Consider the following 12254-nt stretch of genomic DNA (forward strand, 5'->3'; position numbering starts at 1 on the left):
AACACCCGTAACCATTTGTAGTATCAGCGGACATGGCCCGCTGGGGGATGTGGTTTAGGTGCTGGAGGTCGAGCAAGCATCAGGCGCACGGCTTTTGCATGCTGCCGTGTTTTGTATGGGTTAATGGTGAAACGGAGGCACTGGTTGCCAGAGCCGCAGTGCCATCCATCTTGCTGTTGAGCACCCGTGGCGTGCCGCGGAAGTCGGCCGTGTGCAGGCTGATGGGGCGGCGCCAGACGCGGGCGATGTAGGCTAGCACCCGTTCCGCCTGTTCCAGGTCGAGGCCACGGCCATCGCGCTGGTGTTCGTGGCGCAGGACGAGGCTGCCATCGTCTTTCAGCAAGGTAATGGCAATGCTGGGTGCGCCATAATTGTATTTGGGCGCCAGGATCGCTTCGCGGATCGATGGCAGCTCGCGGCTGGCCAGCCGCGTTTCGCCATCGCGCCGGCTTTCATGCACGAACAGGCCCAGGCGGTCGGCCAGTTCCGCATCGAGATAATTGCGGATGAAACTGAAATCATCGTCTTCCTGGCAAATTTGACGGGCGCGCGCCAATCCTTCGCGTTCGATGATCTGTTCCCACATGCAAAAACCCAGGTGGTAGGGATTGACGGCCAGCGCCAGTTGATGCTCGCCCGCATACGGGCGCACCACGTCCGAATGGGACTTGATGGCGGACAGATACAGTTCCGGCGGCAAAAAATCCGCCTCGCGCAGCAGCCGCGCATGCCAGTACGAAGCCCAGCCTTCGTTCATGATCTGGCAGGCATAGACGGGATAGAAGTAAAACGACTCTTCGCGCACGGCCAGGAAGATGTCGCGTTCCCAATCGGCCATCTCCGGCGCATGATGGGCGATGAACCACAGCAAGTCGTATTCCGGCCGGGGCGGCAGCAGCGGACGCTGCGCCAACCGCGCCCGCGCCGCCTCCTGCGCCGCGCGCGCGGCCGCTTCGCCCGGCAAGCGCTGGTAACGCCGGGCAAACGGGCCGGGCAGGGCGGCAGCGGTACTGCTAACGGCATCGCCGGCGCCCCCGCTGGCGGCAGGGCCGTGGCGCCAGGCGGTGGCAGCGGATGCGTCCGGCGCATCGGGGTAGGGTGGGCGATGCAGGGCGGCATGGATGTCCACGTGCTGTTCGAGGGCGAGCGCCGCGTCGAGCACGGCTTCGACCTGGTCCTGGCCATGATGCTGCAGCGCCGTCTCGATGCGCTGCGCGCGCGCCGCGCTTTGTTCCAGAATGTGCTGGCCCGCCATGGCGCCGAAGCGGATGAACAGCTCGTTGCGGCTGGCAAAGTCCGCATGGCCCAGCACATGGGCCGTGACGAGGGTGTTTTCTGCCACGGAATTATGTTCGGCCATGTACGCATGACAGGGGTCGCCGGGAAACATGACTTCGAAGATATGTGAATTGCCCATCTTCTGGTGGACCAGCTGGTGGATGTAGCGCACGCCGAACGACCAATGGCGCATGCGCACAGGCAAGCCATAGATGGCGATTTCAGCCATGAAACTGTCGGGTACGAGCTCGAAATCGACGCGGGGAAACACCAGGCCCGCCTCCAGCGCCAGCGCCTCGATGCGCGCCGCATAGCTGGCCAAGGCGCCGGCATCGCCGCCGTGGCTGTCGCCACCATGGCTGCTACCTTGGGGCGCGTGGCCCGGCGCTGGCCTTCGCGTCAGCATGGCGCCTCTCCGGTCGCGGCGGCTTCGTGCTGGAAGAAGGTTTGGATGGCGGCCCAGACATCGTCGGGCTTGGCCAGTATGCTGCTGTACAAGGGCAAGCCCCGGCGTTCCAGTTCGGCGCACAGGCGGTGCATTTCCGTTTCCAGGCTGCGCGCCACGCCGGGCAGCGTTTCCACATAGCCCATATAGTTGAGCAAGGCGGCCAGTTCGCCCAGGGCCAGGTTGCTGGCGTCACGGTCTTCGCTGAAATTTTCGCCATCGGAGGCGTAGAACAGATAAGCATTGTAGCGGCCGGGCGCATAGCGTTCCTGCAACAGTTCTCGGCTCAGGCGGAAGGCGCTCGACGCCATAGTGCCGCCCATGCCATTGACCTGGAAAAACTCGGCCTCGGAAAACTCCCAGGCCCGCGTCGTGTGGGCGATGAAGCGCGTTTCCACGCGCGCATAGCTGCGGCGCAAGCCCTGCAAGGCAAAGAAGAAGAAGGATTTGGCCAGCTTGCGCTCGGCCTGCGCCATGCTGGCCGACACGTCGAGCACGAAAAACACGACGGCATTCGCGCTGGGCCGTGCTTGCTGCGCTACTTGCCGATAGCGCAAGTCATCGTTGGTGAAGGGCACGGCCTGCGTTTGCAGCGCGCGTCGCTTGATGGCTTCCTTCACCGTGCGCCGCCGGTCCAGGCGCGAGCGGGCGCCATGCCGGTCCAGGCCGGTGCGCACCAGTTGCACCTCGTCGATAGCGCTCAGGTGGCGCGGCTGCAAATGCGGCAGCTTGAGCTCATCCCACAGCCAGTCGAGGATGTCGTCAACGGCAAATTCCAGCAGCAGCCGCACTTCACCCTCGCCATTGCCGCCTTCACCTTGCGCCTCGCCTTCGCCCGTGACAGCCGGGCGCGCCGCGCGCAGGATATCGCCGGGCTGGCCTTCGCCCTGGCCCGCGCCGATGCTGTTGCGCGCGGACGCCAGGCGGAAATGGGCATGCTCGAGCAGGCGTACGGGCACGTGCACCGTGCGCTGCTGCGCTCCGCCGATCAGGTCAGGGCCGGCAATCAGCTCGGGCAAGTGCGCCTGCACGGCTTCGCGCACTTTCTGGTTGTGGCGCAGCCAGTCGCGCGCACCGCGCGAGAACAGCGCATACCAGGGCCGGCTGAAGTCGCGGCCATGCCCGGCCGGCGCCAGACCCGCGTTCCCGTCCGCGTTGGCGTTCGTATCCGCCGGCAACGCCGCACCCGCTCCACCCATCGCGTCGTCCGGTAGCGGCCCCCCGTCGTGCTTGCCGCTGCCTGGCGTGTTGGTGGTGGGCATCGCTACTCCTGCGCTAGCAAGGTGGTGACGTAGTTGAGCGCTTCGCGCGCGCTGTGGGCGTCATAGCCGTATTCGTCGACCAGGCGCTGCTCGACGGCGGAAATTTTCGCACGCACGTCATCGTCGGGACGCTTGGCTGAACTGACGAGGCGCAGCACGTCGCGCCGCTGCTCGAACAGATATTGCTGTATCGCATCGTGCAACTGCGCGTGACTGCCCAGGCCAAACACTTCGCCCCGCTTGAAGGCGCCCATGGCCTTGCGCACCACTTCCTGGCGGAACGACTGCTTGCCCGAGTCGCTGATATGGATTTTTTCTTCCACGGCGCGCAGGAAGCGCTCGTCCGGGCGGCGTTCCTCGCTGGTGATGGGGTCGCGGATCTGGCGGTTGTCGAGCATGGCCTCGACTTCGTCGAGATACTTGTTGAGCAAATCCTGCGCTTCCTGCTCGAACGAGACAAACAGTGCCTTGTGCACGTCGGCCTTGACCCAGCGGTTATAGAAATCCTTGCGCGTGAGCACCAGATAATCGATCCACTTGCGCTTGCGCCGGGGTTCGATGCGGGCATCGCTTTCGATGCCATCCTTCAGGGCCAGCAGCACGTCCATGGTGGACAGGCTGTTGCGCCGGGCCGCGATGATGGCATGCGACAGGGCATTGATGACAAAGCGGGGCGAGACGCCGGCCAGGCCCTCGTCGGGCGCCTTGTCGCGCTCGCGGATGCGCCGGATTTCCGCATGCGGCAAGTCGTCCACGTCTTCGTCCGCATAGATGCGCAGCTTCTTGACCAGTTCGGCTTCCTTGTCTTCGGCTTCGGGCAGCCGGCTCAGGATGGCGAACACGGCCGCCGCATGCAGCACGTGGGGATCGAGGTGCACGCCGCGGAAGGCGGGCGCGGCCGACAGGATCAGCTTGCGGTAGATGCGCGCTTCCTCGCGATAGTTGAGCGTGTACGGCACTTGCACGATGACCATGCGGTCGAGCAAGGCCTCGTTTTCACTTTCTTGCAGGAATTTGCGAAATTCCGCCAGGTTCGTGTGGGCCACGATGCTTTCATCGAGGTAAATCAGGGGAAAGCGCGATACCTTGACGTTTTTTTCCTGCGTCAAGGTCAGCAGCAGGTACAGGAATTCGCGCTTGACCTTGAGGATCTCGATCATTTCCAGCATGCCGCGACTGGCCGCGTACACGGCGCCCGACCACGACCAGGCGCGCGGATCGCCCTCGTCGCCGTATTGCGCCACCTTCGACAGGTCGACGGAACCGACCAGGTCGGCCAGGTCGGCCGTGGTGGGGTCGTGCGGCGCATACGTGCCGATGCCGCAGCGGCCGGCCTCGGAGATGTGGATGCGTTCGACGGGCATGCGCAGGAAGTCGCCCGCATACTGTTCTTCCAGCCGTGCGCGGCAATGGGGGCACAGTTCGCCCTGCAGCTCGACGCCGTAGCTGGCGCGAAAGTCGGCGCGCATGCCGTGCGGCACCAGGTGCAGCGGCGATTCATGCACGGGACAGCCATCGATGCCGTACAGCGCGCCTTCGCTGCTGTGGCTGTATTCCTCCAGTCCCCGCTTGAGCAGGATCACCATGGTCGACTTGCCGCCCGACGGCGGCCCCAGCAATAGCAGCATGCGCCGGCCCACTTCGGAACCGGCGGCGGCCGCCTTGAAATAGGCGGCAACGCGATCGATCGCTTCGTCGATGCCGAACAGTTCGTCGTCGAACAGGCGGCAACGGAAACGCCCGCCGCCATCCGTCTGGCCGTTCCAGCGCATCATGTCCCACAGGTACTGGTGGGCGTTGCGTGCCAGCAAGGTGGCGCCCGTGGGCAGGATTTGCTCGAGAAAATCGGCAAACTGGCCGCGCCAGGGCGTGATGCGGTGTTGCGCCGCATAGGCCGCCATGTCATGGGCGAAGCGGGCGCGCGGCGCATCGTCCTGATGCCCCGCCTGCGGGGCGCCATCGAGTAGCGGCGCCATTGCCGGCGTTGCAGACTTGCGCGCATCGTCGGGGGGCTGGTGAGTGCTGCCTGGGCTCGTCATTGTTTTTCCATCCCTGCCGTCACGCGGTGGCGCTGCGGCTAGTTGATTGACCCAGTATACGGCGCAGCCTCTAGTCGCACGCCTGATCTCGCTCAAGCTTAAAAACGGAACTATTTACGGCGCATTGAACACAGGTGGCGCACGGCGCTCCTGCGCAGCACAGTTGAATCCAGATCAATACCGGGTGCCGTGGCCGGCCCACACTGGACTTCCAGAGCGACCCACGAGGAGAACGACATGATCGGCAATGACAATGGTTTCAGCGCGCCGCCGGGCGGCGCGGCTGGCAAGGGACAGAGTGCGGACGACGAAGAGGCAGTGAACCAGTTTGCCGATCCCGGCGACGGCGACGGCAATATCGAGAGCGCGTCCGTATCGGAAGTATCCGATGCCTTGAGCGGCGTCAGCATGGAGTTACTGGAAATCAAGCGCAGCATCGAGGACGGCATGCGCCAGGCCATCCTGCAGGCGGGGGGCGTGCGCGCCGCCGACGCCTTCAGCGATTCGGGCAATATCCAGGGCGTGTCGATCGGCCTGGGCGAGGGCGCCAGCGACAGTTCGTCCGGCGAGCCGGGCATGCCGGCCCTGACCCTGTATGTAGCCGAGCCGACCTCCGTCGACCGCGCCAAGGCGGCCATCGTGGGCGCCATGGGCGTGCGCGCCGTGGCCAGCGACAGTGTGCCCGTGAATATCGTCGTCACGGGCATCATCGATGCGCAGCCGCACCGTTTCCGCCTGCGCCCGGCGCCGGGCGGGGTTTCGGTCGGGCATTTCCGCATCACGGCCGGCACCATCGGCTGCCTGGCCGTGGGCCGCAGCGCGCCGCGCAACAACCGCCTGATGATACTGAGCAATAATCACGTGCTGGCCAACTCGAACAATGCCGTGTTCAACGATTGCATCGTGCAGCCTGGCCCCATCGATGGCGGCAGGTGTCCGCAAGACCAGGTGGCGGTACTCGAGCGCTTCGTGCCCATCAATTTCAGCGGCGGCGTCAATTTCGTCGACTGTGCCACCGGCTGGGCCTGGCCAGACCGCGTGCGTCCCGAACTGGTCTTCCTCAGCGGCGGCGTGCCTGCCTATTTCCGCATCAGCAACGCGCTGGTGGCGCCCGCCTTGGGCATGCTGGTCGGCAAGTCAGGGCGCACGACGCAACTGACGCAGGGCCGCATCACGGGCCTGGGCGCCACCATCAACGTCAACTATGGCGGCGGCAGGATCGCGCTGTTCCAGGACCAGATCGCCATCACGGGCGTCAGCGGGGCCTTCAGTGCGGGCGGCGATTCCGGCTCGTCCATCTGGACCTGGAACCAGCAGCGCAATCCCGTCGGCCTGCTGTTTGCCGGCGGCGGCAACATCACGTTCGCCAACCAGATGCGCCGGGTGGTGGTGGCCCTCGACATCAACCTGTACACCTGAGTGCAGTGACGCGGCGGCGTGACGCCACCTTGCATAACGCCGCTCCTTGCACGATGATGAACTTGTCAGTGGCGCCTGCCGCGCATGCTGCTGCCCGGCAGGCGGCGGCGGTGGCGACGCCGGTTTGCCGGGTGTATCATGGACAGCATCAGGAGGGCTTGTCATGTCAAACAGTAAATTCGTACAGGCGCCGTACGCCGTCTTTGAAGATGCGGCCATGCCTTACCTGCCGGACGGCGGCGGACAGGCCGCGGCGGGCGGCGGCCTGGGCGGGCAAACGCAGCCGCACGGCCGGCTGGAAGCGGCAAAGCGGCGCAATGAGCGGGCACTGATGGCCATCGACGGCGTCGAAGGCGTCAGCCTTGGGCAAACGGCCATCGGCCGGGAAGCCATCGTCGTGTACCTGCGCGACTCGTCCGTCAAGCCGCGCGTGCCGCTGCAAGTAGAAGGTTATCCGGTGGAAACGAGCATCACGGGCCAGATCGATATCCAGCGCTGGTAAGCAGCATTCCGGGACCGTGGCGGGCGCGGGCGCCTGGTCAGGCACCGGGCGGCGTCCTTGCACGCGGCGGCTGCCGCTGCAGCTTGTCGTGTGTTTGCCTGGCCGGTGTCAGCTCGCGTCGCCAGCTCGCGTTATTAGATAGCCATCAGATCGCCATCGGACGCTTATCCGACCGCCGCCTGGCCGCCGTCCCGTATTGCCCGAGGCGCGAGCAGGCATTTCCTGCCGCAGGCTGTCGCCGCGGCAGGAGGTGCGGGTCTTGCGTGCGGGTCTTACTTGCTCAGGCGGCTAATCGCCTCGGCCACGCCGGCGCCATAGGCCGGGTCGCACAGGGTGCAGTTGCCGATGTGGCGTTGCTTGACCTCGTCGGACGCGCCCGAGATGGCACGCGCCGTATTCTCGAACAGGGCTTGCTGCTGTGCCGGCGTCATCAGGCGGAACAGGGCGCGCGGCTGCGAATAGTAATCCTCGTCGACGCGGTGGTTCCAGTGGTCGGCCGCGCCCTCGATGCTGAGCGGCGGCTCGCGGAAATCGGGCTGCTCCGCCCATTCCTGCTGACTGTTCGGCTCATAGCCCAGGGTGCCGCCCTGGTTGCCGTCGACGCGCATCTGGCCGTCGCGGTGGTAGCTGTGGAACGGGCACTTCGGCGCGTTGACGGGAATGTGGCTGTGGTTGACGCCGAGGCGGTAGCGCTGCGCATCGCCATACGAAAACAAGCGACCCTGCAGCATCTTGTCCGGCGAAAAGCTGATGCCGGGCACCACATTGGCCGGGTTGAAGGCCGCCTGTTCCACTTCGGCAAAGTGGTTGTCGGCATTGCGGTTCAATTCCAGCACGCCTACTTCGATCAATGGATAGTCGCCGTGCGGCCACACTTTCGACAGGTCGAACGGGTTGATGTGGTAAGTGCCTGCCTCTTTTTCCGGCATGATCTGCACGTACAGGGTCCAGCGCGGGAAGTCCTTGTTCTCGATGCTTTCATACAGGTCGCGGTGCGAGCTTTCGCGGTCCTTGCCCACCAGTTCCTCGGCCTGCGCATCCGTCAGATTCTGTATGCCTTGCTGGGTTTTAAACGTGAACTTGACCCAGAAACGCTCGTTTTGCGCATTCAGGAAGCTGAAGGTATGGCTACCGAAGCCGTGCATGTGGCGGAAGCTGCGCGGCAGGCCGCGGTCGCTCATCACCACGGTGACCTGGTGCAGGGCTTCCGGCAGCGAGGTCCAGAAGTCCCAGTTGCTGTTGGCGCTGCGCAAACCGGTGCGCGGGTCGCGCTTGATGGCGTGGTTCAGGTCGGGAAATTTCAAGGGGTCGCGCATGAAGAAGACGGGTGTATTGTTGCCGACCAGGTCCCAATTACCTTCTTCCGTGTAAAACTTCAGGGCGAAGCCGCGGATGTCGCGTTCCGCATCGGCCGCGCCCCGTTCGCCGGCCACCGTGGAAAAGCGCGCAAACATCGGCGTTTTCTTGCCCACTTCGCCAAAGATTTTCGCCCGCGTATAGCGCGTGATGTCGTGCGTGACGGTAAACGTGCCGTGTGCGCCCGAGCCCTTGGCGTGCATGCGGCGTTCCGGAATGACTTCGCGGTCGAAGTGGGCCAGCTTTTCCAGGAACCAGACATCTTGCAACAGGGCCGGGCCGCGCGGACCGGCCGTCTGGATATTTTGATTGTCTACAACAGGCGCGCCAAAGGCGGTGGTCAGCTTTTTCATTGGACTCTTTCTTTATAGGGAGGTCAACGGACGAGCCAAGGCGCCTACCCAAACACTGGCTGGGTTGAGCAGGCAGTACTGACGTACCGACTCACCGAGGCTGGTCCAGAGCAATCAATTTCTAAAAAGCAAATTCAGTGTAATCCATTTCGGGGCCGGCAGCAGCCCCGCCGCCTCCGTGGAGGCGGCGCGTCCATCATAGCCCTTCGGCAATGTCTACCCCAACACCGTTGACGCAGCGCAAAGCTGCGGCAGCATGCCTGCCGTGTCGGGGATAGTTGACCCAGTTCGTTCGCAGCCAGTCCGGCACGGCCGCATGGCCGCGTATTCCGGCCGGCAAGTGGCGCCGGATCAGGCGTTCGCATTTCAATGCTGTCTGCAGGCTGCCGCCCGACCAGCTGTTGCCGCTGTATCGCACCGCATGCCATGGTGGCGGTTCAGCAGCGCGCTGTCGGGGATGCCGCTGCCGGGTCGTCGCCCGGGGCCGGGCCGTCCGGATAGCTGAATGGCAAGTCGCCGTGCTTCATCGGGCCCGTCCGCTGGTCTGCCATGCTTGCCTCGCGATCCGATGGCGCACGGACACCTGTGCGTGCCGGGCCAGCTTATGCCTGCAAGCTGCTTTCCACTCGCAAATAGGGCCTGGCCTTGAGCCGGCTTAAAACCGGTTCCAGTTGTTGTGCCGGTGCTCCGTCGCTTCCTTCATCAGGTGGCCGGCGCGCAGCGCATCGTCGGCCTGCAGCGTCATGGCCAGTTCCTGGATGGCGGGCGGGTATTCGTGGTGGGCCGCTTCTTCCAGCAACTCGCGGCCCTTGGCCGGGTCGCGCGCCACGCCGCGGCCTTCGCGGTAGGCGTTGTAAAGCAAAAACATGGCGTGTGCATTGCCCAGCGCGCTCGATCTGTCCAGCCAGCGCGCCGCCTCCGCCTGGTCTTTCGGCACGCCTTCGCCATTCGCCGCCAGCAGGCCCAGCATTAGCGCAGCTTTCGCGTGGCCTTGCTGCGCCGCCTGGCGGTACCATGGCCACGCCTGTTCCGGCGCGGCCGCGCGCAGCATCTGGCCCAGTTCGAACGCGGCTTCCGTGTCGCCGGCGCGGGCCGCCTGTTCGAACAGGGTCAGGGCATCGGCGCGGCGCTCGGGCCTGGCCTGGTAAATCAGCGCCAGTTCGCGCTCGGCGACGGGCATGTCCTTGCTGGCCCAGCCGCGCACGCGGCGCTCGGCCTTGTGGTCGCCCGCCTGGCGCGCATGCATGGCGACGGCTTCGATCTCGGCCGAGGTGGGCGGCGGCGACGCCTGGCAGGCGGCCAGCGCTGCGGCCAGCACGACGGCGGGCAGGGAGAGTGCGTGTTTCATCATGATTACCTTCAATCAAGGCGGGCCGGGACCACCGCTGTCCCGGCCCGCCTGAGTTGCACAACGGATTATTTAGACAGATCGATGTTGTACTTGGCAAAGCCGCTGGCGTCGAGGCCGCCTTCGGACGCCACGTTGACGATGCCGCTGCCTTGCGCCAGCGCCAGGTGGCCCGGCGCCGAGCGCAGGATCACGGGGCCGGCCGTGGCCGTCTTGACGAAGCTCCAGCTGCGCGCGCTGCCGTTCGCCGCCAGCGTCACCTTGCCGCCCTTGGTGCTGAGCGAGGCCAGGTAGTTGCTGACCACGGCCTGGTTGGCATCGGGCGACTTGATGATGGTCTTGCTGCCGTCGATGCCGGGCACGGCGCCGCCGCCGCCGGCGCGGTAATCGTTGGTGGCGACGATGAAGTCGGCACTGTCGGCCACGGGCGCGCCCTTGTAGCTGAGGTTGACGATGCGGCTGCCGGCCGGCTTCGTCACGTCGATCTGGTACGTCAGGGCATTGTTTTCCGCATAGAACACGTCATAGTTATAGATCGTGCCATACGACGGCACCAGGTCCTGCTCGGCCGTCTTGGCCGGGTCGATCTGGGCAAATTGCTTGGCCGACGTTTCCAGCCACGCCTTCAAGTCCGCCCCCTTGATCTTCACGGCTTGCAAGTTGTTGTTGCTATACAAATACAGGTCGCCCGGATTGCGCACCTGCAAGCCGATCGGCGCGGCCGGCGTCGCGCCCGCGGCCACGTCCGTGAAGTCCGACGGCCCGTTGCGGCCCGCCTTGAACGGCGCGCTGCACGAGATGACGGGGATGTCCTTGTAGCTCGACAAAGTGGCGTCCGTGCTGGTGGCGATGAAGTTCTTCACGTAGTCGAGCTGCGCCTGGTTCACCAGCTGGATGGCGCTGACATCGCCCACCAGCGCGAAGTAGGCCGACATCTCGAAGTCCGTGCTGATGCCCAGCGGCTGCCTGGCGTAGGCGATGGTGGCCGCGTGCTCGGTGGCGACCAGCGGCGCGATGGCCGGGTCGGCTTTCACGAGGGTCGTGCCATCCGTGTACTTGAAGCCGCGCGACTCGACCGTCGTCTTGGCCGGCTGCACCACCCACTTGCCGCCCTGGTAGGCGAGCGTCAGCTTGATGATGCCCAGGCGACGGCCCCAGCTTTGCGCCATGACGGTGGGCACGCCGTTGACGAAACCGTTGACGGCGTCGATCTTGGCGCTGGCGGGGAAGGCGGCAAACGAGGCGTCCAGCGCGGCCGCGCCCACTTCCTTGCCTTTCGGGAAGATCAAGTGCGAGTGGCCGATCATCAGCGCATCGATGCCGGTGCTGGTCAGGTGATAGCTGCCGTTTTCCATCTTCGGGCTGTAGGCGCTGGTGTCCAGGCCGCCATGCGACAGGGCCACGACCAGGTCGGCGCCCTTGCTGCGCAATTCCGGCACGTACTGTTTCGCCGCTTCCTGCACGCCCGTCACGCTGACCTTGCCAGCCAATACCTTCTGGTCCCATTCGAGGATTTGCGGCGGCACAAAGCTCAGCACGCCCACATTGATCTTGACCTTGAGCTTGCTGCCATCGGGCGCGGTTGCATCGAAATCGCGGGGCAGCACGGTATAGGGCTGGAAGATGGGCTTGCCGCTGGCCACGCCGACGACATTGCTCAGCACGGAAGGGAAGGCGGGCGCGCCGCAAGTGCCCGTCGGCTTGACCACGCCGGGGATGCCGAAGTCCGTATTGGTGATCTGGCTCAGGTAAGCCAGGCCATAGTTGAATTCATGGTTGCCCATGCCGCCCGCGTCGTATTTCAGCGCGTTCATGGCCTTGTGCACGGCCAGGGTGCCGCTGCAAGGCACGGGCGCGGCCACGGCCTGCAGGTCGGCCAGCAGGGTACCCTGGATGACGTCGCCATCGTCGAGCAAGACATTGTTCGGATTTTCCGCGCGCGCCGCCTGGATCAGGGTCGACGTGCGCTCCAGGCCCAGACTCGTGTCCTCGGCCAGCGCATAGTAGTTATAACTGAGGACATTCGAATGGATGTCCGTCGTTTCCAGCAGCGCCACGGTGACCGTCGTGCCTTCGGGAATGGCCGGCACCGCCGGCGTATTCGAACTGCCGTTGCAACCGACGAGACCCACACTTGCCAGCGCCGCCAGCATGACCCAATTTGTTTTCATTACCGCCCTCGGAAAGATTCAAAGGACGCGACTGTAACGCCGCCATGTGACGCCACCATGACAGCCGCGCGGGGCGCATGG

Annotated in this window: 8 protein-coding genes; 2 read left to right on the plus strand and 6 right to left on the minus strand. The window is 65.0% G+C overall.

The features are described 5' to 3' along the window. Nucleotides 1–79: 79 nt before the first annotated feature. The 3 genes from AC1RDJ_RS16585 to AC1RDJ_RS16595 are packed head-to-tail and all read right to left on the minus strand — an operon-like array spanning nt 80 to nt 5024. A complete protein-coding gene (locus AC1RDJ_RS16585; protein WP_493028137.1) occupies nt 80–1684 on the minus strand; it encodes a SpoVR family protein in 1605 nt (534 codons plus the stop codon). Further along, nucleotides 1678–2985 (minus strand): DUF444 family protein, encoded by a 1308-nt coding sequence (locus AC1RDJ_RS16590; RefSeq protein WP_493028138.1) that lies wholly within the window; start codon nt 2983–2985, stop codon nt 1678–1680. The genes AC1RDJ_RS16585 and AC1RDJ_RS16590 overlap by 7 nt, the downstream gene beginning before the upstream one ends. A gap of 2 nt (nt 2986–2987) precedes the next feature. Further along, nucleotides 2988–5024 (minus strand): serine protein kinase, encoded by a 2037-nt coding sequence (locus tag AC1RDJ_RS16595; RefSeq protein ID WP_493028139.1) that lies wholly within the window; start codon nt 5022–5024, stop codon nt 2988–2990. 237 nt (nt 5025–5261) lie between these two features. Here AC1RDJ_RS16595 and AC1RDJ_RS16600 point away from each other — a divergent pair, with 237 nt between their 5' ends. After that, entirely contained in the window at nt 5262–6443 is a 1182-nt protein-coding gene (locus AC1RDJ_RS16600; protein ID WP_071323682.1) for a chymotrypsin family serine protease, read from the plus strand. Between the two features lie 163 nt (nt 6444–6606). Then, nucleotides 6607–6945: a hypothetical protein gene (locus AC1RDJ_RS16605; RefSeq protein WP_071323681.1), complete on the plus strand. Its 339-nt coding sequence runs from the start codon at nt 6607–6609 to the stop codon at nt 6943–6945. Nucleotides 6946–7217: 272 nt separating this feature from the next. Here the strand turns inward: AC1RDJ_RS16605 and AC1RDJ_RS16610 are convergent, their stop codons facing one another. The 3 genes from AC1RDJ_RS16610 to AC1RDJ_RS16620 all read right to left on the minus strand — a co-directional run bounded on the left by AC1RDJ_RS16610 (nt 7218) and on the right by AC1RDJ_RS16620 (nt 12173). Further along, nucleotides 7218–8654 carry a catalase gene (locus AC1RDJ_RS16610; RefSeq protein ID WP_493028140.1) on the minus strand — a complete coding sequence of 479 codons (1437 nt, stop codon included), beginning with the start codon at nt 8652–8654 and terminating at the stop codon, nt 7218–7220. Nucleotides 8655–9309: 655 nt separating this feature from the next. Beyond that, nucleotides 9310–10005 (minus strand): tetratricopeptide repeat protein, encoded by a 696-nt coding sequence (locus AC1RDJ_RS16615; RefSeq protein ID WP_493028141.1) that lies wholly within the window; start codon nt 10003–10005, stop codon nt 9310–9312. 65 nt (nt 10006–10070) lie between these two features. After that, on the minus strand, nt 10071–12173 hold the full coding sequence (locus AC1RDJ_RS16620; protein WP_071323679.1) for a bifunctional 2',3'-cyclic-nucleotide 2'-phosphodiesterase/3'-nucleotidase: 2103 nt from the start codon (nt 12171–12173) through the stop codon (nt 10071–10073). Nucleotides 12174–12254 lie beyond the last annotated feature (81 nt).

It is taken from the genome of Janthinobacterium sp. GW822-FHT07H10 (assembly GCF_058798675.1).

What these genes read in the sequence shown, in the direction of transcription:
- AC1RDJ_RS16585 (WP_493028137.1), bottom strand. Translation starts at nt 1,684, where the DNA reads ATGCTGACGCGAAGGCCAGCGCCGGGCCACGCGCCCCAAGGTAGCAGC.
- AC1RDJ_RS16590 (WP_493028138.1), bottom strand. Translation starts at nt 2,985, where the DNA reads ATGCCCACCACCAACACGCCAGGCAGCGGCAAGCACGACGGGGGGCCG.
- AC1RDJ_RS16595 (WP_493028139.1), bottom strand. Translation starts at nt 5,024, where the DNA reads ATGACGAGCCCAGGCAGCACTCACCAGCCCCCCGACGATGCGCGCAAG.
- AC1RDJ_RS16600 (WP_071323682.1), top strand. Translation starts at nt 5,262, where the DNA reads ATGATCGGCAATGACAATGGTTTCAGCGCGCCGCCGGGCGGCGCGGCT.
- AC1RDJ_RS16605 (WP_071323681.1), top strand. Translation starts at nt 6,607, where the DNA reads ATGTCAAACAGTAAATTCGTACAGGCGCCGTACGCCGTCTTTGAAGAT.
- AC1RDJ_RS16610 (WP_493028140.1), bottom strand. Translation starts at nt 8,654, where the DNA reads ATGAAAAAGCTGACCACCGCCTTTGGCGCGCCTGTTGTAGACAATCAA.
- AC1RDJ_RS16615 (WP_493028141.1), bottom strand. Translation starts at nt 10,005, where the DNA reads ATGATGAAACACGCACTCTCCCTGCCCGCCGTCGTGCTGGCCGCAGCG.
- AC1RDJ_RS16620 (WP_071323679.1), bottom strand. Translation starts at nt 12,173, where the DNA reads ATGAAAACAAATTGGGTCATGCTGGCGGCGCTGGCAAGTGTGGGTCTC.